This is a genomic window from Paraburkholderia sp. BL25I1N1, assembly GCF_003002025.1.
Lineage (GTDB): Bacteria > Pseudomonadota > Gammaproteobacteria > Burkholderiales > Burkholderiaceae > Paraburkholderia.
On sequence record NZ_PVZB01000017.1, the window covers coordinates 126,509 to 150,875 of the forward strand.

The window sequence follows — 24,367 nt, forward strand, 5'->3', positions numbered from 1 at the left end:
AGCCGGTGGCGCTCTCGCAAGACGGCGACGCTGCGCCCGTAGGCCAGTGGCGCGCTCGCCAGCCAGCAACACTCCCGAGGACTGACTGTGCTTTCCCCGAGCTACGCCGGCTCCCGTGGTCTCCCGCCACCAATCACACGCCGCCGGGCCTCACCTGAGCCGCCTGCGCAATCTCCGCCGCAAGACATTCAGGACACAAACAGCGCCCAGTTGGATCGAGCCGGTCCGCCGGCAACGGCGGCATCTCACGGCACCAGCAGTCAAATGGCTGGCCGTGCATGGCGCAATCGAACGCGTTGCCGCAGCGCGGGCAGCGCGCGCGGCCTTCAGAACGGGAAACGGACGGTTTCATGACAGCCTGGACACCCTCGCAGCAACGGGAATCAGGAAATGATGCCACGACTGGCGAACCATCGTGAGTCGTCCGTTCGGCTAATTTACGGGCACCTTCGAGGCGCGGTACGCTTTGTCGTCCGCTGGCGTGTGCGGGCCGTGATTGCGCGGTGCGCAAAGCCCACGGCGCCCGCCGCCCGCGCAACTATCGAAAACCCTGTTGCAGCGCGCCAGTCCTGTACAATTCGCCCTGTTTCAACTGTTCCGTGCCTGAGCCTGCCGCCATGTCCGAGCTTCCCGACCTTTCGCAGATTGCGCCCACCCTGAAGGCTGAAATCCTGGCCGAGGCGCTTCCCTACATTCGTCAGTATCACGGTAAGACCGTGGTCATCAAATACGGCGGCAACGCCATGACCGAAGAGCGGCTCAAGCAAGGCTTCGCGCGCGACGTGATCCTGCTCAAGCTGGTCGGCATCAATCCGGTCATCGTGCACGGCGGCGGCCCGCAGATCGATCAGGCGCTGAAAAAGATCGGCAAACAAGGCACGTTCATTCAGGGCATGCGCGTCACCGACGAAGAGACGATGGAAGTCGTTGAATGGGTGCTCGGCGGCGAAGTGCAGCAGGACATCGTCACGCTGATCAACCACTTCGGTGGCCACGCGGTCGGTCTGACGGGCAAGGACGGCGGCCTGATCCACGCTCGCAAGATGCTGATGCCGGATCGCGACAATCCGGGCCAGTACGTGGATATTGGCCAGGTGGGTGAAGTCGAGGCGATCAATCCGGCGGTCGTGAAAGCGCTGCAAGATGACGCGTTCATTCCGGTGATCTCGCCGATCGGCTTCGGCGAAGACGGCCTCTCGTACAACATCAACGCGGATCTGGTCGCGGGCAAGCTGGCGGTGGTGCTGAACGCCGAAAAGCTCGTGATGATGACCAACATCCCCGGCGTGATGGACAAGGAAGGCAATCTGCTGACCGATCTGTCGGCGCGCGAAATCGACGGCCTGTTCGCCGACGGCACGATCTCCGGCGGCATGCTGCCGAAAATCTCGTCGGCGCTGGACGCGGCCAAGAGCGGCGTGCGTTCGGTGCACATCATCGACGGCCGTATCGAGCACTCGGTGCTGCTGGAAATTCTCACCGAACAGCCGTTCGGCACGATGATCCGTTCGCATTGATTCCTGCCTCAAATCCGGCACACGCGGCACGTCATGGCGTGCCCTGTGTGCCGTGCTGCTGCGCTGGGCGGTCATACGGCGCGCGCTACACCTTCGGCGGCTCGCAGCGGCGCGCCGCCACAAAGCACCACCCCGCTACCTCGTCCTTGCTCGCCACCCGCACCGTGAACCGTTCGCGTTCGCCGCGTGAGGCAACTGTTCGCGCCTGAACGGCGTTCTCCACCATGCGCACTCCCACCTCCCGAAACCGTCGTCCGCACATCGCAGGTGGCCGTCCGGTCTGGCTGTTCGATCTCGACAACACGCTGCATCACGCGTCGCACGCGATTTTTCCGGCGATCAATCAGGGGATGACGCAGTACATCATCGACGCGCTGCAAGTAGATATCGACGAAGCAAACCGTCTGCGCACCGGCTACACGCAACGCTATGGCGCAACGCTGCTGGGCCTGACACGCCACCATCCGCTCGACGCGAACGACTTCCTGAAGGTCGTGCACACCTTCCCCGATCTCGGTTCGATGATCCGCCATGAACGCGGCGTCGCGCGCCTCGTCGCTGCGCTGCCGGGCCGCAAGATCGTGCTGACGAACGCGCCCGAAGCCTACGCGCGCGCGGTGCTCGCCGAACTGCGAATCGAGCGTCTGTTCGAACAGGTGATTGCCATCGAACATATGCGCGATCGCCGCCGCTGGCGCGCCAAGCCCGACCACGCGATGCTGCGCAAGGCCATGCGCGACGCGCACGTTTCGCTAAAGGACGTGATCCTCGTCGAAGACACGCGCTCGCACTTGAAAAACTATCGGCGGCTCGGCATCCGCACGGTGTGGATCACCGGCCATCTGCCGCGCAAGCCGCACGCGGACGGCATACCGACTCGCCTGCCGGGCACCGGCCGGCCGCACTATGTCGATAGAAGCATTCGTTCGTTAAAATCGCTACGACTGAGCACCCGCTCGGTTCGATTGAAGAGACAGCAGACGGGACGACAGCCATGCAGCCGATCGACAAACCTGACGAAGTCTTAACCGAACACGAACCGACCACCACGCTCACCGCCCCGCGCGCGCAGCGCCTGAAGCCGGGCGAGCGCCGCGTGCACATCCTCCAGACGCTCGCCGCGATGCTGGAGGCGCCCAAGAGCGAAAAGATCACCACCGCCGCGCTCGCCGCCCGGCTCGGCGTCTCGGAAGCCGCGTTGTATCGTCATTTCGCCAGCAAGGCGCAAATGTTCGAAGGGCTCATCGAGTTCATCGAGCAGACGATCTTCGGGCTGATCAATCAGATCGTCGAGAAGGAACCCAACGGCGTGCTGCAGGCGCGCTCGATTGCGCTGATGCTGCTCAACTTCCCCGCGAAGAATCCCGGCATGACGCGCGTGTTGACGTGCGAGGCGCTGGTCGGCGAGCATGAACGGCTGACCGAGCGCGTCAATCAGATGCTGGAGCGCGTCGAGGCGTCGTTGAAACAATGCCTGCGGCTCGCGCAAATGGAGGCGAACACCACGGCGAGTTCGGGCGAGGGCGCCGTCCCGCTGCCGGCCGGCTACGATCCCGCGATCCGCGCGAGTCTGCTGCTGAGCTATATCATCGGCCGCTGGCATCGCTATGTGCGCAGCGGCTTCGCGCGGCCGCCCGCCGACCACGCCGACGCGCAACTGCTCCTGATTCTTCAGTAGTCCGCGCGGCTTGCGTCGCGCCATGCTCTGCGCCCGCGACGTTGCCGCACGAAAATTTCCGCTATACTTTGCGCCTGACCGCGGGACCCCGATTCATTCGGAACCGCTGTCCGCAACACCCTGAACACCTGCTTGAAAACCTTATACGCGCCGATTTGCTGACTCGATTGCGGGCGCGCGAACTGCCGGGAACGTTTCCCGCGGTTCACTATAAATGCGGCTAAAGAGGTCGTCAGCCACGCACACAGTCGTTCCTCCGTGCTTTTGCCGACGCCGTTTAGCCGCCCTGTTTTGACAAATGGCGGAATGAATGGAATCGATCGGTATCGTCGCTCCCCACAAAATGCATTTCTCCGAGCCGCTGCAATTGCAGAACGGCAGCTCGCTGGCCGGTTACGACCTGATGGTCGAGACCTACGGCACGCTCAACGCCGCGCATAGCAACGCGGTGCTGGTGTGCCACGCGCTCAACGCGTCGCATCACGTGGCGGGCGTGTACGCTGACAATCCCAAGGACATCGGCTGGTGGGACAACATGGTCGGTCCGGGCAAGCCGCTCGACACCGACAAGTTCTTCGTGATCGGTGTGAACAACCTCGGATCGTGCTTCGGCTCAACCGGGCCGATGAGTATCGACCCGGCCACCGGCAACCCGTACGGCGCCACGTTTCCGGTCGTGACAGTGGAAGACTGGGTCAACGCCCAGGCGCGCGTCGCCGACCAGTTCGGCATCACGCGTTTCGCGGCGGTGATGGGCGGCAGCCTCGGCGGCATGCAGGCGCTCGCGTGGAGCATGATGTATCCGGAGCGCGTCGGTCATTGCATCGTGGTCGCGTCCACGCCCAAGCTGTCGGCGCAGAACATCGCGTTCAACGAGGTCGCGCGCTCGGCGATTCTGTCGGACCCGGATTTCCACGGCGGCAACTACTACGCACACAACGTGAAGCCGAAGCGCGGCTTGCGCGTCGCGCGCATGATTGGCCACATCACGTATCTGTCGGACGACGACATGGCCGAGAAATTCGGCCGCTCGCTGCGTCGCGCGGAAGGCGCGGTAGACGCGTATAACTTCAACTTCGACGTGGAATTCGAAGTGGAGTCCTATCTGCGTTATCAGGGCGACAAATTCGCCGACTACTTCGACGCGAACACCTACCTGCTGATCACCCGCGCGCTCGACTATTTCGATCCGGCCAAGGCTTTCGACGGCGATCTGACCGCCGCTGTCGCGCACACCACGGCGAAATATCTGATCGCCAGCTTCTCGACCGACTGGCGTTTCGCGCCGGCCCGCTCGCGCGAACTGGTGAAAGCGCTGCTCGACCACAAGCGCACAGTCACGTATGCGGAAATCGACGCACCGCACGGCCACGACGCCTTCCTGCTCGACGACGCGCGCTATCACAACCTGATGCGCGCCTACTACGAACGTATTGCGAACGAGGTGAACGCATGAACCAGCGAGCACTCGATTACCTGGCGCTGCGTCCGGACTTCCGCGCGATCGCGCGCTGGGTCGAACCGCGCGCCACCGTGCTGGATCTGGGCTGCGGCGATGGCTCGCTGCTCTCGCTGCTGACCGAAGAACTGGACGTGCAGGGCTACGGCATCGAAATCAACGACGCCGGCGTGCTGGCGTCGACGCAGAACGGCGTCAACGTAATCCAGCAGAATCTGGAAGACGGCCTGCGCCTGTTCGAAGACGGCAGCTTCGATTTCGCGATTCTGTCGCAGACGCTGCAAACCATTCATCAGACGGCGGCGATCCTGCGCGAGACCGTGCGGGTCGGCAAGGAATGCATCGTGTCGTTCCCGAACTTCGGCTACTGGGCGCATCGGCTTTCGGTGCTGCAGGGGCGCATGCCGGTGTCGAAGTCGCTGCCTTATCAGTGGCACAACACGCCGAACGTGCGGGTACTGACCATCGAGGATTTCGAGGCGCTGGCGCCGGAAGTCGGCATCGAAATTCTTGACCGCGTAGTACTGCACGACGGTCAGGTGGTGCGGTGGGGGGTGAACTGGCGTGGTAGTCTTGCGGTCTATCGCGTCAAGAAAAGCTAACCCCACTTATTCACATGTCGAACCCGCCGCACGAGGCGCCTGCACTTACCGCTCACGAAGAACATCCCGGCTGGCGCGCGTTCCTGAATACGCGCATGCTGATCTGCGTCTTTCTCGGCTTTACGTCGGGCTTGCCGCTGTTCACGCTCGTCTACCTGGTGCAGGCGTGGTTACGCTCAGAAGGCGTCAATCTGAAGGAAATCGGCCTCTTTGCGCTGATCCAGTTCCCGTACACCTGGAAATTCATCTGGGCGCCGTTGATGGACCGCTACGTCCCACGTTTTCCGGGCTGGCGTCCGGGCAGACGGCGCGGCTGGATGCTGGTCACGCAAATCCTCGTGGCCGGCGCCATCGCCACCTTGGGGTTCGTGTCGCCTAAAGATTCGATCTGGACGGTGGCGGCTTTGACCGCGCTGGTCGCGTTCTTTGGCGCAAGTCAGGACATTGTGATTGACGCCTACCGGCGCGAGTTGTTGAGCGATACCCAGCAGGGTCTCGGCAACGCGGTGCACGTGAACGCTTACAAGATCGCGGCGCTGGTGCCCGGTTCGCTCGCGTTGATCCTGTCCGATCATTTGCCTTGGACCACCGTTTTCATTGTGACGGCCGCGTTCATGCTGCCTGGCATGGTGATGACACTCGTCGTGCGCGAACCCGAAGTCCACGGCACGCCGCCCAAAAACCTGCGCGAAGCGATCGTGCAGCCATTCAAGGAATTCATTCAGCGCGACGGCTGGCGCGGCGCGCTGTTCGTGCTCGGTTTCATCTTTCTGTACAAGCTCGGCGACACGATGGCGACCACGCTGTCCACCTCGTTCTTTCTCGACATCGGCTTTTCGCGCACGCAGATCGGCGTGATCGCGAAAACCACCGCGTTCGGCGCGAGCCTGGCGGGCGGGATCGTCGGTGGGATCTGGCTGATGAAAATCGGCATCGGCCGCGGGCTGTGGATCTTCGGCGTCCTGCAGATGGTGTCGACGCTCGGCTTCGCATGGCTCGCGCACCTCGGGCCGGCATCGCCGGGTCTCGTGGCAATTTACGACATCGCCGTCTGGCTGAGCGAAGGCACGACGAAGCTGCTGGCACTGGTGGGCGTCGATTGGGCGGTGCAGCTCGAGCCGCGTTCAGTTGCGCTGGCGCTTGTCTACGGACTGGAAACCTTTGCCACCGGGCTGACGATGGCGGCCTTCACCGCCTATATCGCCAGCACCACCGATCCACGCTACACCGCCACCCAGTTCGCGCTCTTCACGAGCCTTGCTTCGGTGCCGCGCACGCTGGCTTCCGCGGCGAGCGGCTACGTGGTCGCGCAGATCGGCTGGTTCGACTACTTCATCGTTTGTACCGCGCTGGGGTTGCCCGGCATGCTGCTTCTGCTGCGTATCGCGCCGTGGAGGAAGCAGTCGTGAAGGCGCTTTTTTCCAAGGGTGCGGCGCGCTCGGTGACGTCTCGGCGCCCTGCCATCAAGGGCAGCCGCGCCACACTGCACGCCATATGCGCGCTTGGCTGTGCGAGCCTGACATTAGCCGCGCCATTGAACGCCTATGCGGCGGCCGTGCCGGCTGCGGCTACCAGCGCACCCGCGGCGGCTCCGGCGCCGGCCACTACGTCAGCACCGACGGCGAAGCCCGCAGCGGCGGCTGCCGCGAGCCCGGAAAGCGCGACATCGGCGGCACAAGGGGTGAACAATGCCACCGGCGCAGCGGGCGCAGGCAGCGCGCCCGCCGCCGCAACGCCGCCTTCATCGCCCCCCTCGCCCCAACTGACGCAGCCGCCGCCGGCCCCGGTCACGGCCAGAACGCCCGCCGCAACATCTTCGCCACCCGCGGCCGCCAAAGCGCCGGCCGTCCCCTCGATGCCCGCCGCGGCGTCCGCGTCGTACACCCTGAACACGCAGTTGCGTTACGGCGGCTATCTGGTGTTCCGCAACCTGATCCCATCGCCGATGCTCGAGGCGCAAGCCGCCGACGAGTTCAGCCAGATCACCTACGGCGCCGAGCATTCGAACCGCCTGTACGCCGACACCGACGCGCATGTCACGCGCGTGCGCTCGATCGTCGACAAGATGATTCCGTACTCGCTGAAATGGAACGAGCGGGCCAGGAACTGGAAATGGGATGTAGCGGTGGTGCGCTCGCCCGATATCCGCATGTACTGTCTGCCGGGCGGTAAGATTGTCGTGTACGGCGGCCTTCTCGATCGCGCGAAACTGAACGACAACGAGCTCGGCATGCTGATCGGCCATGAGATCGCGCATGCGCTGCGCGAGCATGCGCGCGAGCGGCTCGGCCAACTGCAGGCAAGCCAGCTCGACTCGTCCGGCACGATCCCGCAGCTATTCGGGCTTGCAGATCTGGGCGCGGCACCGCTCGGCATCGGCTCGCGCCTGCTGGAAATGAAGTACGAAAATACGGACGAGACCGAAGCCGACGTGATCGGCAGCGATATCGCATCGCGCGCTGGCTTCGATCCGCGCGCGGCGGTCACGCTGTGGGACAAGCTGGCGCAGGCCACGCGCACCAATCGCGATCAGGGCTTCATCTACGTGCATCCCTACACGCCGGCGCGCCGTCAGGACATCGTCAAGCGCTTGCCGGACATGCTGCCGCTGTACGCGAAGGCGATCGGCAAGACCGTGGACGCGTTGCCGGACTACGCTGGCATGGGCCGGCCGCGCCGCAAACTGGCCCGCGATTGAGTTGCGCGGGTCTTTAGCGTCCGCCTCTTCCATGACAACGTGTTCCGCAGGGTCGAGTTCAGGTTTACGTGCTGCGCACTCGCGACCATTGTCATGACAAAGGCGAGGCCTCAGCCTCGCTTGCCATGCTTACTTCTTCACCTTGTGGTCGTAATCCACCGTTAGCGGCGCATGGTCGCTGAACTTGATATCGCGGAACACGTCGGTGCGTTTCGCCTTGCTCGCGATACCCGCCGTCGCGATCTGATAATCGATCCGCCACCCGACGTTCTTCGCATACGCCTGACCGCGATTGCTCCACCATGTGTACTGTTCCGGCCGCTGGTCGAGCGTGCGGAACACGTCGACGTAGCCCACTTCATCGAATAGTTTGGTGAGCCATGCGCGCTCTTCCGGCAGGCAACCCGAATTCTTCTGGTTGCTCTTCCAGTTCTTGATATCGATTTCCTTGTGGACGATGTTGACGTCGCCGCACACGATCACCTCACGCTCCTGAGCCAGCTCCGCGAGATGCGGCATGAACTCGTCCATGAAACGGTATTTGGCCTGCTGGCGTTCCTCGCCGCTCGAACCCGAGGGCACATACACCGAAATCACCGAGAGCTTGCCGAAACGCAGTTCGACATAACGCCCTTCCGGGTCGAACTCCTCGCTGCCGAAGCCGATCACCACTTCGTCCGGTTCGTGACGCGTGTACACGCCCGCGCCGCTATAACCCTTCTTCACGGCGTGTTGAAAATAGCCGGTGAAGTTGTGCGGGGCCATGAATTCCGGCGTCATGTCGTCCTGCGAGCATTTGATTTCCTGCACGCACAGCACGTCGGCCTTCTGCTCTCCGAACCAGTCGAAAAAGCCTTTCTTGGCCGCTGAGCGGATGCCGTTCAGGTTCGCGGTAATCACACGCAACATGTCGTTCCTTTTTACGTTCGATTCGTTGATGAAGCGAAAGGCATGGTCACTCGACCTTGATGCCCTTCAGCGATTCTTTGGCAGGCGGATATTCGAGCTTGAGCGCTTCGAACGTGCGCAACAGCAACTCCGCAACCATCACATTGCGATGCGTCTTGGAGTCGGCGGGAATCACGTACCACGGCGCGTACTCCGTCGAGGTCGCCGCCAGCGCGTCCTGGTACGCCACCTGATACTGGTCCCACTGCTTGCGCGCTTCGAGATCGGCAAGGTCGAATTTCCAGTGCTTGCTCGGATCGTCGATGCGCGCCTGCAGACGCGTCCGCTGCTCGTCTTTCGAAATGTGCAGCATGCACTTGACGATGGCCGTGCCGCTATACGCCAGCAATTCCTCGAACTGGCGGATGTGGCAGCAGCGCTGCACGAAGGCTTGCTCATCCAACGTGCCGAGCACGGTAGGCACCAGCAGATCTTCGTAGTGACTACGGTTGAAGATCGTCAACTCACCGGCGGCCGGCGCTTGTGAATGCACGCGCCAGAGAAAGTCATGCGCGAGTTCGACAGGCGTCGGCGCCTTGAAGGGCACGATGCGCAAACCGAGCGGATCGACTTCGTGAAACACGGCGCGGATCGTGCCGTCCTTGCCGCTCGTGTCCATGCCCTGCAGCACCAGCAATACGCGGCGCGTTTGCTGCGCGTGCAAGCGCTCCTGCAAGTTGTCGAGCTTCGTGCCGATCTCCGACAGACGCGCCTTGTCGCCATCTTTCGAGCCGGCCGAAAACGGCTTGGCGGCCGGGTCGAAATCGCTCAGCGAGAATTTGTTTTTCTTCTTGCCGTCGTCGAAATACGGCACGCGGAAATCGTCGAGTTCGGGTTGCCTGGCCATCCACACACTCCGTGATCTGCGTTTGTTTAAACGGACCCGCAAAATGAAACGGGCCGTTGCCCCACTTTCGTTGCCGGCAACAGCCCGTGCTGACCTGAGCTTTAACGCTTCAGTCGTTCACGCTCAACTTAACTTCGACTCAGGATAGCTTCTTCTTCAGCAGTTCGTTCACCTGCGCCGGATTGGCCTTGCCCTTCGTCGCTTTCATTGCCTGACCGATCAGCGCGTTAAATGCCTTTTCCTTGCCGGCGCGGAACTCCTCGACCGACTTCTGATTCGCGGCGAGCACTTCGTCGATGATCGCTTCCAGCGCGCCGGTATCCGAAATCTGCTTCAGCCCCTTCGCTTCGATGATGCGGTCGGCGGCGGCTTCGTCGGTGGCCTTCTCTTCCCAGGTCGCGAGGAAAATTTCCTTGGCGATCTTGTTGGAGATGGTGCCGTCGGCGATACGCTGCAGCAGCAACGCGAGTTGCGCGGACGACACCGGGCTCCCGGCAATGTCGAGACCCTCGCGATTCAGTTGCGACGACACTTCGCCCATCAGCCAGTTAGCGGCAACCTTCGCGTTGGCCGGACCGACCTTGCTCACCACCGCTTCGTAGTACGCGGCCATGGCTTTGCTCGACGTCAGCACGTTAGCGTCGTACGGCGTCAAACCGTATTGCGACACGAAACGCTGTTGAATCGCCACCGGCAGCTCTGTCATCTCTGCCTTGACGCGCTCGATCCACGCCGTGTCGATCACGAGCGGCATCAGATCGGGATCGGGGAAATAGCGGTAATCGTGCGCGTCTTCCTTGCTGCGCATGGAGCGCGTTTCGCGCTTGTCCGGATCGTACAGACGCGTTTCCTGCACCACCGTGCCGCCGTCTTCGATCAACTCGATCTGACGGCGAACTTCGTACTGGATCGCTTCTTCGAGGAAGCGGAACGAGTTCAGGTTCTTGATCTCGGCGCGCGTGCCGAATTCGGCCTGGCCGACCGGACGCACCGACACGTTCGCGTCGCAACGGAACGAGCCTTCCTGCATGTTGCCGTCGCAGATACCGAGCCACGTGACGAGCGTATGCAGCGTCTTCGCGTAAGCGACCGCCTCCGCCGCGCTGCGCATTTCAGGCTCGGTCACGATTTCAAGCAGCGGCGTGCCGGCACGATTCAGGTCGATGCCGGTCATGCCCGCGAAGTCTTCGTGCAGCGACTTGCCCGCGTCTTCTTCGAGGTGAGCGCGCGTGAGATTGACGACCTTCTCATACGCTTCCTTGCCGGCCTTTTCATTAGCCGGCACCTGAATCGTTACCTGACCGCCCTGCACGACGGGGATTTCGTACTGGCTGATCTGATAGCCCTTCGGCAGATCGGGGTAGAAATAATTCTTGCGCGCGAAGATGCTGCGCGGCGCCACCGTTGCGCCGATCGCGAGACCGAACTGGATCGCGCGCTCCACGGCGCCGCGGTTCATCACCGGCAACGTGCCCGGCAACGCCAGATCGACGGGGCTGGCTTGCGTGTTCGGCGCCGCGCCGAATTGCGTCGCGGTGCCCGAAAAAATCTTCGATTGAGTCGACAGTTGCGCGTGGGTCTCCAGACCGATCACGACTTCCCATTGCTTGGCCATGGTGCTCACACTCCTGCCGGTGCTTTGCGGTGCCAGTCGGTCGCGCGCTGGAACGCGTCGGCCACCTGCAACATCCGGGCTTCATTGAAATAGTTGCCGATGATCTGCAAACCGACCGGACGCTGCGCATTCGCGCCCGCACCGAAGCCGCACGGCACGCTCATGCCCGGCAAACCGGCGAGGCTCACCGACAGCGTGTAGATGTCGGCCAGATACATCTGCACCGGATCGTCGCCCTTCGCGCCGAGGTCCCACGCCACCGACGGCGCGACCGGTCCCATGATCACGTCGCACTGCTTGAACGCTTCCTGGAAGTCCTGCGCGATGATGCGGCGGATCTTCTGCGCCTGCAGGTAGTACGCGTCGTAATAGCCGTGCGACAGCACGTAGGCGCCGACCAGAATGCGGCGCTTCACTTCCGGGCCGAAACCTTCGGCGCGCGACTTCTTGTACATGTCGAGCAGATCGCGATACTCCGCAGCGCGATGGCCGAAGCGCACGCCATCGAAACGCGACAGGTTCGACGAAGCCTCGGCCGGCGCGATCACGTAGTACACCGGAATCGACAACTCCGTTTTCGGCAGCGAGACTTCGACCAGCGTGGCGCCGAGTGCTTCGTATTGCTTCAACGCGGCGTCGATCGAGGCGCGCACGTCGTCGGCAAGACCGGCGCCGAAATACTCTTTCGGCAGGCCGATGCGCAGGCCGGCGAGCGGCTTGCCGGCGCCGTCTTCTTTCCACGGTTTGCCGAGGTAGCGCGTGTAGTCTTCGTCGTCGCGCACGAGGCTGGTCGAATCGCGTTCGTCGAAGCCGGCCATGGCGTTGAGCAGCGTCGCGCAATCCGCGGCGCTTTGCGCCATCGGACCGCCCTGATCCAGCGACGAGGCAAACGCGATCATGCCGTAACGCGACACGCGACCATACGTGGGCTTGATACCGGTGATGCCGGAGAACGACGCCGGCTGACGGATCGAGCCGCCGGTATCCGTACCCGTTGCAGCGGGCGCGAGGCGCGCGGCCACAGCGGCAGCCGACCCGCCCGACGAACCGCCCGGCACAGCCTTAACATCCCACGGATTCTGCACAGGACCAAAATACGAATTCTCGTTGGACGAGCCCATCGCGAACTCGTCCATATTGGTCTTGCCCACGCACACCATGCCGGCGTTCTGCAGACGCGCGACCACGGTCGCGTCGAACGGGCTTTCGTAGTTCGACAGCATTTTCGAGCCGGCGGTGGAGCGCCAGCCCTTGGTGACGAACACGTCCTTGTGCGCGATCGGCAGGCCGACCAGCGGGCCGGCGTGGCCGGTATGAAGCAGCGCGTCCGCGGCTTTCGCCTGCGCGAGCGTCAGATCGGGATCGACCTGGATGAATGCGTTCAGGCTGTTGGCCGCGTCGATCCGCTTCAGATAGAGCTGCGCCAGTTCGACTGCGGAGCATTCCTTGGCCGTCAGTGCGGCGCGCAGTTCGGTCAAACTTTTTTCATGCATTGCGTTTTATCCTGAAGAGCGCGGCAGCGTAGTCACGCTGCCGTGGAGGCGTTCGGCTACCCGCCGGCAAACCGAGCCGAGGAAGCCGGAGACGACGGTTATGCGAGCGCTGAAGCCACGAGTCGATATGCCGCAAGTCGGCACTTCTTCTGGAGGCCCGCTCGCATACCGCGCCGGGCTCGATGCGCGGGTGTTACTCGATCACCTTCGGCACGAGATACAGGCCGTCCTGCACGGCGGGCGCCGGGCGCTGGAAAGCTTCGCGTTCGACCGTTTCGGTCACCGCGTCGTTACGCAAACGCAGCGCGACGTCTTCGATCTGCTCGATCGGATGGGCAAGCGGCGCGATGCCGGTGGTATCGACCGCCTGCATCTGCTCGACGAGGCCGAAAAAATCGTTGAGCTGGACGAGCGTGTGCTCAGCGTCGGCGTCGGCCAGTTCGAGCCGCGCGAGATGCGCGATGCGTTTTACATCGGTCAGGGTCAGAGCCATGCAGTCACCGGAAAATGTGGTGGACCGCCGCAGCAAGCAAAAAACGATGCCGCGACAGCGGGTTACGACGCTGGAGGAAGACCTCGAAAAAGGGGCCAGCGGTGGCAAAAAGTGCCGTCCGTTTCCTTCAAAACATCCAAAATTATAAGGTATCATTACGCGTTCGACCCAAACCCGGACCGTCTTACCAAGGCCTTTCTGAACAATTCCCAAAGATAGTTCGGATTTTTCTGACCTGGCTTTGCATCGGCCTCCGGTAGACTCCCTCGCAGCTTCAAGTTCCTGTGGCGCCGCATCCGCCCGGTTGAAGCTGTTATTTTTTCCGCTGCCGCCCTGCGCAACCATTGCGAGGCCCGGCCCCCAGCGAGACAGGATTTTGAATGTTCGGTTTTTTGCGCAGCTACTTTTCCAACGATCTGGCCATTGACCTCGGTACGGCCAACACGCTTATCTACATGCGTGGCAAGGGCATCGTTCTTGATGAACCGTCGGTGGTGTCGATCCGCCAGGAAGGCGGTCCCAACGGCAAGAAAACCATCCAGGCAGTCGGCAAGGAAGCCAAGCAGATGCTCGGCAAGGTGCCGGGCAACATCGAGGCAATCCGCCCCATGAAAGACGGCGTGATCGCCGACTTCACGGTCACCGAGCAGATGATCAAGCAGTTCATCAAAACTGCTCACGAATCGCGCATGTTCTCGCCGTCGCCGCGCATCATCATTTGCGTGCCGTGCGGTTCGACCCAGGTCGAGCGCCGCGCCATTAAAGAAGCCGCGCACGGTGCGGGCGCTTCGCAGGTCTACCTCATTGAAGAACCCATGGCCGCGGCTATCGGCGCCGGCCTGCCGGTGTCGGAAGCAACCGGCTCGATGGTCGTCGATATCGGCGGCGGCACGACCGAAGTCGGCGTGATCTCGCTCGGCGGCATCGTGTACAAAGGCTCGGTGCGCGTGGGAGGCGACAAGTTCGACGAAGCCATCGTCAACTACATCCGCCGCAACTACGGCATGCTGATCGGCGAGCAAACCGCCGAAGCCATCAAGAAGGAAATCGGCTCCGCCTTCCCGGGTTCCGAAGTCAAGGAAATGGAAGTGAAGGGCCGCAATCTGTCGGAAGGCATTCCGCGCAGCTTCACCATCTCCAGCAACGAAATTCTCGAAGCCCTCACCGATCCGCTGAACCAGATCGTGTCGTCGGTGAAGATCGCGCTCGAACAAACGCCGCCGGAACTCGGCGCCGACATTGCCGAGCGCGGCATGATGCTCACGGGCGGTGGCGCACTGCTGCGCGATCTGGACCGCCTGCTCGCCGAAGAAACCGGCCTGCCGGTGCTCGTCGCCGAAGACCCGTTGACCTGCGTTGTGCGCGGCTCGGGCATGGCGCTCGAACGCATGGACAAGCTGGGCAGCATCTTCTCGTACGAGTAAGCGAGCCCGTCTCCATGTCAGTAGCGCGGATCAGGCAAACGGCTCCTTGCGGGCCGGTTTGCCGTTGGCTGGGCCTACCAGCCTCCGCGCGCTGAACGCGCGTTCCTCGCGCGCCGCCGTCTCACCCAACCGCTCACGCCCCCGGCGCCGACCATGGAATACAGTCCGCCGCCCCTGTTCAAGCAAGGACCGTCCGCCCTCGCACGACTCGTATTTTTTGTCTTGCTGGCGATCGCCCTGCTGATCTCCGACGCACGCTTCAAAACGCTCGAAATCGTTCGCGGCGTGCTCGGCGCGGGTCTCTATCCGTTGCAACGCGCCGCCCTCGTGCCGCGCGATATGTTCGTGGGCGCCGCCGACCTGGCCGTGACCAGCGCCACGCTGCGCAGCGAAAACGACAAACTGCGCACCAAAGATCTGCAGCTTTCGCAGCAAGCCAATACGGCCGCTGGGTTGGCGGCCGAGAACGCGCATTTGCGCGCGCTGCTGCAACTGTCGCAGCGCTCCACCACGGAATCGCTGCCTGCCGAAATCCAGTACGACACGCGTGATCCGTTCACGCAGAAGGTCGTGATCGGCCGAGGTGCGCAGCAAGGCATCCAGAACGGTTCGCCGGTCGTCAACGAAGACGGCGTGATTGGCCAGGTAACGCGCGTGTTCCCGCTCCAAGCCGAAGTGACGCTGCTCACAGACAAAGATCAGGCAGTGCCTGTGCAGATCGTGCGCACGGGTCTGCGCAGCGTGATTTACGGCACGCCGAAGGGCGACACGCTGGATCTGCGCTTCGTGCCGATCAGCGCCGACATTCAGACGGGCGATGAACTCGTCACCAGCGGTCTGGACGGCGTGTATCCGCCGGGTCTGCCGGTCGCCAAGGTGGTGCGGGTCGACAAGCAGGCCGATACGGCGTTCGCGCGTGTGATCTGCCTGCCGGTCGCGCCGGTGCGCGGCGCGCGTCAGTTGCTGGTGCTGCATTACGTGAACAATGTGCCCCCGCGTCCGGCCGAAGAGCCCGACGCAGCCACGGCCGCGAAAGACGCAAAAGCGAAGAAAGGCGCCAAATCGGCCGACGGCAAGGCCGCGGCGGATAAATCCCCGGCAAAAGCCGGCGAAAAGGCCGCAGCCGAGAAACCCGTAACCGCCAAGCCCACCGAAAAAGCGCCGGCCAAACCGCCCGCAGCGGAGAAAAAGCCCGCCGCCGAAAAGAAACCGGCCGCTGACAAGAACGCGAAGCCGCCAGCCAAGCCAGGGGCCCAGCCATGAACCGTCCGCAATACATCCTGCAGCCGGTCAATCCTTACTTCATCTCGTTCAGCCTCGCTGCGGCGTTCCTGCTTAACCTGATGCCGTGGGGGCGCCTCGTCGGCGTGCCGGACTTCGTCGCGCTCGTATTGCTGTTCTGGAACGTGCACCAGCCGCGCAAAGTCGGCATGGGTATCGCGTTTTCGCTCGGTTTGCTGATGGATGTACACAACGCCAGCCTGCTCGGCGAGCACGCGCTGGCGTACACGTTGTTGTCGTACGGTGCGATCACGATTCACCGCCGTGTGCTGTGGATGTCGCTCGGCGTGCAGACCTTCGCGGTCATGCCGCTGCTCGTGGTCGCGCAACTGGTGCCGTTCGTGATCCGTTTGCTGACGGGCGCGGCGTTCCCGGGCTGGGGATATCTGATCGACGGCTTCGTCGAAGCCGCGCTGTGGCCGGTCACCAGCATGCTGCTGCTGATGCCGCAGCGCCGCCCCGCCGATCCGGACGATACGCGGCCTATTTGATCCCGCATCGAGCGCGCCGGCCGTTCTTGCCAGAACCCACTTTCCCGGCCCGCTCGACGCGCATCGCTGTTCATGCCTCCCGGTTCCGGCCGGAAAAGGCGCACACTCATGATGGCCGTCACCCGGCCTTTTGCAGAATCGCATGACCGAATTCAAGGACACTCAGCAACAGCTCTCGAAGTTCCGCCTGCGCGTCGCGGCGGCGGGCCTGTTCGTGTTCGTCTGCTTCGGGTTGATCGGCTTCCGTTTCCTGTTTCTGCAGGTCTGGCACTACAGCAAATACTCGCTGCAGGCCGATGAAAACCGCATCTCCGTTGCGCCGATCGTGCCGAACCGCGGCATCATCACCGATCGCAACGGCGTGGTGCTGGCCAAGAACTACTCGGCCTACACGCTCGAACTGACGCCGTCGAAGCTGAACGACTCGATCGAAAACGTGATCGACAACCTGGCCACGGTCGTTTCAATCGATGCACGCGACCGCCGCCGCTTCAAGAAGCTGCAGGAGGACTCGAAGAACTTCGAGAGCCTGCCAATCCGCACCCGACTGACCGACGACGAAGTGGCGCGCTTCACCGCGCAGCGCTTCCGCTTTCCTGGCGTGGAAGTGCGCGCGCGCCTGTTCCGTCAATATCCGCTCGGGCCGACCGCGGCGCACGTGATCGGCTACATCGGCCGGATTTCGCAGCGCGATCAGGACCGTATCGACGACGCAAGCGACCAGAACGACAGCGATCCGGACCACTACGATCCGCGTCTGGACGCGAATAACTACAAGGGCACCGACTACATCGGCAAGATCGGCGTCGAGCAGAGTTACGAGACCGAGTTGCACGGCCAGACCGGTTTCGAGGAAGTGGAAGTGACCGCAGGCGGCCGCCCGGTGCGCACGTTGTCGCGAACCCAGGCGACGCCCGGCAACAACCTCGTGCTGTCGCTGGATATCGGCTTGCAGCAGGTCGCCGAGCAGGCCTTCGCGGGCCGCCGCGGCGCGCTGGTCGCGATCGAACCGTCGACGGGCGACGTGCTCGCCTTTGTGTCCGCGCCGAGCTTCGATCCGAATTCGTTCGTCGACGGCATCGACCAGCAGACCTGGGACGATCTCAACAACTCGCCCGACCATCCGCTGCTCAACCGTCCGCTGCACGGCACCTATCCGCCGGGCTCGACCTACAAGCCCTTCATGGCGCTCGCCGCGCTCACGCTGCACAAGCGCACGCCGGGCTGGGGCTTCCAGGATCCCGGTTCGTACACCTTCGGCGGCCACACGTTCCGCAACGACGTGCGTTCGGGCCAAGGCTGGGTCGATATGAACCGCGCGATCGTGGTGTCGAACGACACGTATTTCTACATGCTCGCGCACGATCTCGGCGTCAACAATATCGCCAACTTCATGAAACCGTGGGGTTTCGGCCAGATCACCGGCATCGACATTTCGGGCGAGGCGAAGGGCATTCTTCCCTCCACGGAATGGAAGCGCAAGGCGTACCGCAAGCCCGAGCAGCAACGCTGGTATGAAGGCGAAACGATCAGTCTCGGCATTGGCCAGGGCTACAACTCGTTCACCATTCTCCAGCTCGCTCACGCCACGGCCACGCTCGCGAACAACGGCGTCGTGATGAAGCCGCACCTCGTGCGCGACATCGAGAATCCGATCACGAAAGACACGCGGCCGGTGGTGCGCGATCCGAGCGACAAGATCGCGGTCAAGCAATCGGACATCGACATCATCAAGCGCGCGATGGAAGGCGTCGTGACCAACGGCACGGCGTCGAAGCTGTTCATCGGCGCGCCGTATCAGGCGGCCGGCAAGACGGGTACGGCGCAGGTCTACTCGCTGCAGGGCGCGAACTACAAAGGCCACGCGGTCGCCGAGCATCTGCGCGACCACGCGCTCTTCATCGCGTTCGCACCAGCCGAGCAACCGAAGATCGCGCTCGCGCTGATCGTCGAAAACGGCGGCTGGGGTGCGGAATCCGCAGGCCCGATTGCGCGCAAGGTGCTCGACTATTACCTGGTCGGCAAGAACAAACCGGGTGCGCAGCAAGCGGCCATCGAAGCAGCGGCGTCGGCAACCGAAGATGCGTCCGCGCCGGAAGTCGGCGGCGCACCGCTGGCGCCGCAGGACGGCGTGCAGCCGGTCAAGGTCGCAGCGGGCTTCACCGCGCTGCCGATTCCCGGCGCGGCTTCGGCGGCAGCGGCGGCCTCCGCTGCGGCGGCTGCGAAGGCGGCGTCCGCGGCGGCAGCAGCTTCCGCCCCTGATGCCGCATCGGCACCGGTTGCCGCCTCGACGTCCGCATCCACCGCCACGAAGAATCCGTCGTCGCGTAAATCCGGCGTCCCGCATAAACCCCGTCCGGCCAGCGAGCCGGCGCCGACAGCCGCCGCTGCGTCGCGCGATGGCGGCATTCAGGCCACGTCGCCACGCCAGCCGGTTTCCGGCGGCATCGACGAGTAAGGAGAAGGCATGCAATTCGACAAGCGCGCCTGGCTCGACCGCATCAAGCGGATGTTCGCGGGCTTCGATCGCCCGCTCGCACTGATCGTGTTTCTGCTGTTGTGCGTCGGCATCGTCACGCTGTACAGCGCGAGTCTGGATGTCCCCGGCCGCGTGGAAGACCAGTTGCGCAACATCATGCTGACCTTCGTGCTGATGTGGGCGCTCGCCAATGTGCCACCCACCACGCTGATGCGCTTCGCGGTTCCGCTCTATACATTCGGGATCGCGTTACTGGTCGCGGTGGCGCTATTCGGCCTCACGCGCAAAGGTGCGAAGCGTTGGATCAATGTGGGCGTGGTGATCCAGCCGTCGGAAATCCTGAAGATCGCCACGCCGTTGATGCTCGCCTGGTACTACCAGCGGCGCGAAGGGGTAATGCGCTGGTACGACTTTCTGGTCGGTCTGGTGATTCTCGCGGTGCCGGTCGGCCTGATCGCCAAGCAGCCCGACCTCGGCACAGCCGTGCTGGTGTTCGCGGCCGGCCTCTTCGTGATTTACTTCGCTGGCCTGAGTTTCAAGCTGATCGTGCCGGTGCTGATTGCAGGCGTGATCGCGGTCGCGTCCATTGCGGCCTTTCAGGACAAAATCTGTCAGCCGGAAGTGCAATGGCCGCTGATGCACGACTACCAGAAACACCGCATCTGCACACTGCTCGATCCGACTTCCGATCCGCTCGGCAAGGGCTTCCATACCATTCAGGCGGTCATTGCGATCGGCTCGGGTGGCCCGCTTGGCAAAGGCTGGCTGAAGGGCACGCAGGCGCACCTGGAGTTCATCCCTGAGAAGCACACCGACTTCATTTTCGCCGTGTTCTCCGAAGAGTTCGGGCTGGCGGGCGGCGTCGTGCTGCTCACGCTATACATGCTGTTGATCGCGCGTGGCCTGTATATCGCGGCCAATGGCGCGACGCTATTTGGACGCCTGTTAGCCGGCTCATTGACCATGGCGTTTTTCACCTACGCGTTCGTGAATATCGGCATGGTGAGCGGCATCTTGCCGGTGGTCGGCGTGCCGTTGCCATTCATGAGTTACGGTGGCACCGCGCTGACCACGCTGGGCGTCGCGATCGGCCTGATCATGAGTGTCGCGCGGCAGAAGCGGTTGATGCAGAGCTAGCGCGGCGGTGCCGCGCGGGCTTTGCCGGCGACTCCATAAGCAAACGGGACGCTCTTCACGGAGCGTCCCTTTTTGCATCCAGCGTCGTTATCAAAACACCACGGTCTTACTGCGGCTTCACTTCCTTCTGATCCCGCAACTGCGCGCTGAGTTGCTGATACTTGAGGCGCGCCGCCGGATCGCCCTGCGCCGCCGCGGCTGCGTAATAAGCGCGCGCCACGTTGAGATTCTTCTCCACACCGTCGCCGCCCCGCTCATAAAACGAGCCGGCCACGTATTGCGCGGTCATGTCGCCGCCCTGCGCGGCTTTCTTGTACCAGACGAACGCCTGCTTGTTGTCGCGCTCGGTGCCGCGGCCATCGAGGAACTGATTGGCCAGTGCCAGCTCCGCCTGCACGTGTCCCTGCTCCGCCGCCTTCAGGAACCAGCGGTGCGCCTCAACCGGATCGCGCCCGACGAACTCGCCATCGTCGTACATCTTGCCGTACACGTATTGCGCGTGCGACATGTTGGCGTCGGCGGCCTTGCGCAGCCATTTCTTGCCTTCATCGACATTGACCGACGTGCCTTCGCCGTTGAGCAGCATCATCGCGTAGTTGAACTCGGCGAGACGGCTGCCGCGCTCGGCAGCTTTGCGGAACTCGACAAGCGCCGCAGCCAGATTGCCGGCGTTGTAGTCGGCGACCGCGGTTTGCGTCTCCGGATCATTCGACTTCGCGATCCGGCTGTCTTGCGCATAGGCCGCCACATTCGCCATCAATGCCGCTGCAACTGCCAGACGCACCACGACGCACTGCACCATCCCCTTCATGACCTCACCTCCTGCAGCGCCTGGCGAGTCGCGCGCAACATCCACATGACATCGGCGGCCAGAGCGATGAATCGAAAACCGGCATCGCGGTGCTGCTTCGCACTCGCGACGTCCATGGCAAAAATACCGGCAGCAATGCCCACCTTGTCCGCAGCGCTGACGATGCGCGCCATTGCGGCCTGCACGTCGGCGTGCTTCGAATCGCCGAGATGACCGAGGCTCGCGGCGAGATCCGCCGGCCCGACGAACAGGCAATCGACGCCCGGCGTCGCCGCGATCTTTTCCACTTCCTGCAAGCCGCGCGCCGACTCGATCTGCACGATGGTCGCAATCTGCGCGTTGGCCGTCTGCACGTAGTCACGCCGCATGCCGTAACCCGCAGCCCGCACCGCGCCGGCGACGCCGCGCTCACCGTCGAGCGCGCCGGCGGTCGGATATTGCGTGAGACGCACGGCGCGCGCCGCCTCGTCCGCGGACTCGATATTCGGGAACATCAGCGTGCGCGCGCCGGCATCCAGCACACGCTTGACGAACCATGCCTCGCTGGACGGCACGCGCACCACCGGCTCGCTCGGCAGATGCGCGGCGGCGATCGCGCGCAATTGCGAGGCGACGTCGCCGCTATCGTTCGGCGAGTGCTCCATGTCGATCAGCAGCCAGTCGTAACCGGCGTGCGCGAGCGCTTCGGCGGCGGCGTCGCTGCCGAGCGAGAGCCACAGTCCGAACAGCGGATCGGTTTCTTTAAGGCGTGACTTGAGGGGATTGGTGAAGGTGCTCATCGCCGCGCTCCCTCGCAATGAAGCGGCGCTTCGCCTGAACTGCGGAAAAGCGCGCTGGCCTTGTGGGCCAGATGAGCGCCCGGGCCGTGGCGGCCCGGCTGCCTGCTGCGACGCAATGCGGTGACCGGCATGTCTCGCTCCGTGTGGTTGTCGGAGCGATCATACCGTGACAATAACGCGAGGGTTGGGCCGCGCGAGCGGCCCGCGAGCGTCGGGTTACAGGCTTTAGTCGCGGACCACGTCGGCCCAGCAATTCGGCGTCTCGTACAGACGCAGCTTGTGCAGACGCAGATTCACGCCGTAGTGCGCGTCGTAGACGTTCGCGAGAATGTCGAACGCCACGGCGGCAAGATTTTCGACGGTGGGAATGCGATCGAGCACGACCGTCTTGTGGCCGGCCATCGTTTCCAGGAAACCGCGCACTTGCGCGTCGCCTTCGTAGACGAGAAACGCGTGGTCCCACTTGTCGACGAGATGCTCGACGGCGAGCGACTTCACGTCGGCGAAGTCCATCACCATGCCGCGATCGGGCGCGCCTTCGGTGTCGACCAGATCGCCTTGCAGCGTGATTTCGAGCACATAGCGATGACCGTGCAGATTACGGCACTGGCTGCGGTGATCGGGGATGCGGTGACCCGCGTCGAATTCGAGTTTTCGTGTAATCGTCAGCACGGCAAATCAGGGAATGTTCAGATACTTGTGGGTCTGCATCGACAGGCGCCATTGCGGATGGCGTTTGCACCAGTCGATCGCGAGTTTGGTGTTGAGGTCGCGCGACGGCCCGTCCATAGGCTGGACGAGGAAATACTCGAAGTCGAGCTTCGCATACTCGGACAAACGCTGGTTGTCCTGCGGAATCACAACCTTCAATTCGTTGCCCTTGGTCACGACGAGCGGTGCGTCGGCCTTCGGGCTCACGCAGATCCAGTCGATCGTTTCGAGCACCGGCAGCGAGCCGTTGGTTTCGATGGCGATTTCGAAGCCGGCGGCATGCAGCGCGTCGACCAACGGTTGATCGATCTGCAGCATCGGCTCGCCGCCCGTGCACACCACGAAACGCTCGCCCTCGCCTTCGGGCCATTGCGACGCGATCATCTTCACGAGATCGTCAGCCGTGCGGTACTTGCCGCCGTTCTCGCCGTCGGTGCCGACAAAATCCGTATCGCAGAAGCGGCACACCGCCTCGGCACGATCTTCTTCGCGGCCCGACCACAGATTGCAGCCGGCGAACCGGCAAAAGACAGCCGGACGCCCGGCATTCGCGCCCTCGCCCTGCAACGTGTAGAAGATTTCCTTGACCGCGTAAGCCATGCTGCTTTCTGCCCTGTGTTCCTGAAAATTATTGCCTGAGTTGCGCTGCTGCGCCGCGCGTCATCAGAGCGGCGCCTCGGTGACCTTCTCACCCGACAGATACGCCTCGTAACCGCGCTTGCGCAAACGGCACGCCGGGCATTCGCCACAACCGAAACCCCATGCATGCAATTCAGCGCGTTCGCCGACATAGCATGTATGCGTCTCAACGCGCACCAGCTCGACCAGCTCGTCGCCGCCGAGCTCGTGTGCGAGACGCCACGTGTCGGCTTTGTCCAGCCACATCAACGGTGTTTCGAGCAGGATGCGCGTGTCCATGCCAAGGTTCAACGCGACTTGCAACGCCTTCATCGTGTCGTCGCGGCAGTCGGGATAGCCCGAGAAATCCGTCTCGCACATGCCGCCGACCAGCACCTGCAAACCACGTCGATAGGCAATCGCCGCAGCGATGGTCATGAACATCAGATTGCGGCCCGGCACGAACGTGTTCGGCAAACCGTTCGCCGTAGCTTCGATCTCGATCTCGCGCGTCATCGCCGTATCGCTGATCGCGCCGAGCACCGACAGATCGATCATGTGGTCGTCGCCGAGACGCTCGGCCCATGCCGGAAATGCGCGCGCGACCGCATTGCGAAATCCCTCGCGGCATTCCAGTTCGACGCGGTGCCGCTGACCGTAATCGAAGCCCAGTGTCTCAACCGTTTCATAACGTTCGAGCGCCCAGGCGAGACATGTGGCGGAATCCTGGCCGCCGGAAAACAGCACCAGAGCGCTACGTTTAGCGTCTTTGCGGATCACCGTGAAACTCCGTGAATGAAGAGTGCCACGTCGCGCTGCGCGAGGTGCGCCATGCAAGCAACGCGGCGCGACGCGTGCCGGCACTGCTGCCGGCCCAAAGCAGTATAGGCCGCGCCTTCCGCTCGCAGAGTCGCTGGGCGCTTATACCGTTAATCGTCGGGCGAAGGGTTCGGTGCTAGTGGCGGCGTTGCCGCGCGGCACCCAGGCGACGCACTTACGTGCAAGTCCTTGAACTGGCGCGATTTTATCACGCGACGCCGAACACCGCCGAGCGCGCCCTGCACACGTGGCGCACGCAAGCCGAAGCAACGCTGCCCGTCACGCCCCATCACACCAGGCGCACAAAAAGGAAAAGCCCCAGGAATCTTGCGATTTCCTGGGGCTGAATCCTGGTGGCCTGGGACGGAATCGAACCATCGACACGCGGATTTTCAATCCGCTGCTCTACCAACTGAGCTACCGGGCCAACGAAGAACGAAATGATATCAAAGGGTCAGCGCTCCGAC

24 protein-coding genes and 1 tRNA gene are annotated in these 24,367 nt (G+C 63.1%); 13 read left to right on the plus strand and 12 right to left on the minus strand.

Going from position 1 to position 24,367, the window contains the following annotated elements:
- Positions 1-133: 133 nt before the first annotated feature.
- The gene (locus tag B0G73_RS25135) at positions 134-352 is read right to left on the minus strand and encodes a cysteine-rich CWC family protein (RefSeq protein ID WP_106283938.1); all 219 of its coding nucleotides are present in this window, start codon (positions 350-352) and stop codon (positions 134-136) included.
- A 265-nt stretch (positions 353-617) separates the two neighbouring features.
- Here B0G73_RS25135 and argB point away from each other — a divergent pair, with 265 nt between their 5' ends.
- From argB to B0G73_RS25170, 7 genes are all read left to right on the plus strand, one after another.
- Entirely contained in the window at positions 618-1,517 is a 900-nt protein-coding gene (argB, locus tag B0G73_RS25140) for an acetylglutamate kinase (protein ID WP_007179687.1), read from the plus strand.
- Between the two features lie 224 nt (positions 1,518-1,741).
- Positions 1,742-2,545: a pyrimidine 5'-nucleotidase gene (locus B0G73_RS25145; RefSeq protein WP_106283939.1), complete on the plus strand. Its 804-nt coding sequence runs from the start codon at positions 1,742-1,744 to the stop codon at positions 2,543-2,545.
- Complete coding sequence (gene slmA / locus B0G73_RS25150) at positions 2,512-3,195, plus strand: nucleoid occlusion factor SlmA (RefSeq protein WP_106283940.1); 684 nt, start codon at positions 2,512-2,514, stop codon at positions 3,193-3,195. Before B0G73_RS25145 ends, slmA begins: the two co-directional genes overlap by 34 nt.
- A gap of 310 nt (positions 3,196-3,505) precedes the next feature.
- On the plus strand, positions 3,506-4,651 hold the full coding sequence (locus B0G73_RS25155) for a homoserine O-acetyltransferase (protein ID WP_106283941.1): 1,146 nt from the start codon (positions 3,506-3,508) through the stop codon (positions 4,649-4,651).
- Positions 4,648-5,256, plus strand: coding sequence for a methionine biosynthesis protein MetW (metW, locus tag B0G73_RS25160; protein ID WP_012431403.1), 609 nt, complete (start codon positions 4,648-4,650; stop codon positions 5,254-5,256). The genes B0G73_RS25155 and metW overlap by 4 nt, the downstream gene beginning before the upstream one ends.
- A gap of 14 nt (positions 5,257-5,270) precedes the next feature.
- The gene (locus tag B0G73_RS25165) at positions 5,271-6,665 is read left to right on the plus strand and encodes an AmpG family muropeptide MFS transporter (RefSeq protein WP_106283942.1); all 1,395 of its coding nucleotides are present in this window, start codon (positions 5,271-5,273) and stop codon (positions 6,663-6,665) included.
- Complete coding sequence (locus tag B0G73_RS25170) at positions 6,662-7,954, plus strand: M48 family metallopeptidase (RefSeq protein WP_106283943.1); 1,293 nt, start codon at positions 6,662-6,664, stop codon at positions 7,952-7,954. Before B0G73_RS25165 ends, B0G73_RS25170 begins: the two co-directional genes overlap by 4 nt.
- A 129-nt stretch (positions 7,955-8,083) precedes the next feature.
- Here the strand turns inward: B0G73_RS25170 and B0G73_RS25175 are convergent, their stop codons facing one another.
- The 5 genes from B0G73_RS25175 to gatC form a co-directional block, all read right to left on the minus strand.
- The gene (locus B0G73_RS25175; protein ID WP_106283944.1) at positions 8,084-8,863 is read right to left on the minus strand and encodes an exodeoxyribonuclease III; all 780 of its coding nucleotides are present in this window, start codon (positions 8,861-8,863) and stop codon (positions 8,084-8,086) included.
- A gap of 46 nt (positions 8,864-8,909) precedes the next feature.
- Positions 8,910-9,749, minus strand: coding sequence for a PPK2 family polyphosphate kinase (locus tag B0G73_RS25180; RefSeq protein ID WP_106283945.1), 840 nt, complete (start codon positions 9,747-9,749; stop codon positions 8,910-8,912).
- A 139-nt stretch (positions 9,750-9,888) separates the two neighbouring features.
- A complete protein-coding gene (gene gatB / locus B0G73_RS25185) occupies positions 9,889-11,364 on the minus strand; it encodes an Asp-tRNA(Asn)/Glu-tRNA(Gln) amidotransferase subunit GatB (protein ID WP_106283946.1) in 1,476 nt (491 codons plus the stop codon).
- Positions 11,365-11,369: 5 nt separating this feature from the next.
- The gene (gene gatA, locus B0G73_RS25190) at positions 11,370-12,857 is read right to left on the minus strand and encodes an Asp-tRNA(Asn)/Glu-tRNA(Gln) amidotransferase subunit GatA (protein ID WP_106283947.1); all 1,488 of its coding nucleotides are present in this window, start codon (positions 12,855-12,857) and stop codon (positions 11,370-11,372) included.
- 193 nt (positions 12,858-13,050) lie between these two features.
- Positions 13,051-13,350: an Asp-tRNA(Asn)/Glu-tRNA(Gln) amidotransferase subunit GatC gene (gene gatC / locus B0G73_RS25195; RefSeq protein ID WP_105511670.1), complete on the minus strand. Its 300-nt coding sequence runs from the start codon at positions 13,348-13,350 to the stop codon at positions 13,051-13,053.
- Between gatC and B0G73_RS40635 the strand changes: the two genes are divergently transcribed.
- The 6 genes from B0G73_RS40635 to rodA all read left to right on the plus strand — a co-directional run bounded on the left by B0G73_RS40635 (position 13,349) and on the right by rodA (position 20,162).
- The gene (locus B0G73_RS40635) at positions 13,349-13,498 is read left to right on the plus strand and encodes a hypothetical protein (protein ID WP_181196639.1); all 150 of its coding nucleotides are present in this window, start codon (positions 13,349-13,351) and stop codon (positions 13,496-13,498) included. The genes gatC and B0G73_RS40635 overlap by 2 nt on opposite strands.
- 232 nt (positions 13,499-13,730) lie before the next feature.
- On the plus strand, positions 13,731-14,774 hold the full coding sequence (locus tag B0G73_RS25200) for a rod shape-determining protein (RefSeq protein WP_004189550.1): 1,044 nt from the start codon (positions 13,731-13,733) through the stop codon (positions 14,772-14,774).
- A 153-nt stretch (positions 14,775-14,927) separates the two neighbouring features.
- Positions 14,928-16,037: a rod shape-determining protein MreC gene (gene mreC / locus B0G73_RS25205; RefSeq protein WP_106283948.1), complete on the plus strand. Its 1,110-nt coding sequence runs from the start codon at positions 14,928-14,930 to the stop codon at positions 16,035-16,037.
- Positions 16,034-16,546: a rod shape-determining protein MreD gene (gene mreD / locus B0G73_RS25210; protein ID WP_095417751.1), complete on the plus strand. Its 513-nt coding sequence runs from the start codon at positions 16,034-16,036 to the stop codon at positions 16,544-16,546. Before mreC ends, mreD begins: the two co-directional genes overlap by 4 nt.
- A gap of 142 nt (positions 16,547-16,688) precedes the next feature.
- A complete protein-coding gene (gene mrdA / locus B0G73_RS25215) occupies positions 16,689-19,004 on the plus strand; it encodes a penicillin-binding protein 2 (RefSeq protein ID WP_106283997.1) in 2,316 nt (771 codons plus the stop codon).
- Positions 19,005-19,013: 9 nt separating this feature from the next.
- Entirely contained in the window at positions 19,014-20,162 is a 1,149-nt protein-coding gene (gene rodA, locus B0G73_RS25220) for a rod shape-determining protein RodA (protein ID WP_106283949.1), read from the plus strand.
- Between the two features lie 106 nt (positions 20,163-20,268).
- On the opposite strand, the gene B0G73_RS25225 is transcribed toward rodA, so the two are convergent.
- The 6 genes from B0G73_RS25225 to B0G73_RS25250 form a co-directional block, all read right to left on the minus strand.
- Entirely contained in the window at positions 20,269-20,973 is a 705-nt protein-coding gene (locus B0G73_RS25225; RefSeq protein WP_106283950.1) for a tetratricopeptide repeat protein, read from the minus strand.
- Positions 20,970-21,752 (minus strand): HpcH/HpaI aldolase/citrate lyase family protein, encoded by a 783-nt coding sequence (locus tag B0G73_RS25230; protein ID WP_106283951.1) that lies wholly within the window; start codon positions 21,750-21,752, stop codon positions 20,970-20,972. Before B0G73_RS25230 ends, B0G73_RS25225 begins: the two co-directional genes overlap by 4 nt.
- Positions 21,753-21,977: 225 nt before the next feature.
- Positions 21,978-22,421: a 6-carboxytetrahydropterin synthase QueD gene (queD, locus tag B0G73_RS25235; RefSeq protein WP_106283998.1), complete on the minus strand. Its 444-nt coding sequence runs from the start codon at positions 22,419-22,421 to the stop codon at positions 21,978-21,980.
- Positions 22,422-22,430: 9 nt separating this feature from the next.
- Complete coding sequence (queE, locus tag B0G73_RS25240) at positions 22,431-23,063, minus strand: 7-carboxy-7-deazaguanine synthase (RefSeq protein WP_106283952.1); 633 nt, start codon at positions 23,061-23,063, stop codon at positions 22,431-22,433.
- Between the two features lie 63 nt (positions 23,064-23,126).
- Entirely contained in the window at positions 23,127-23,861 is a 735-nt protein-coding gene (gene queC / locus B0G73_RS25245; protein WP_106283953.1) for a 7-cyano-7-deazaguanine synthase QueC, read from the minus strand.
- Between the two features lie 390 nt (positions 23,862-24,251).
- Positions 24,252-24,327 (minus strand) — tRNA-Phe (locus B0G73_RS25250).
- Positions 24,328-24,367 lie beyond the last annotated feature (40 nt).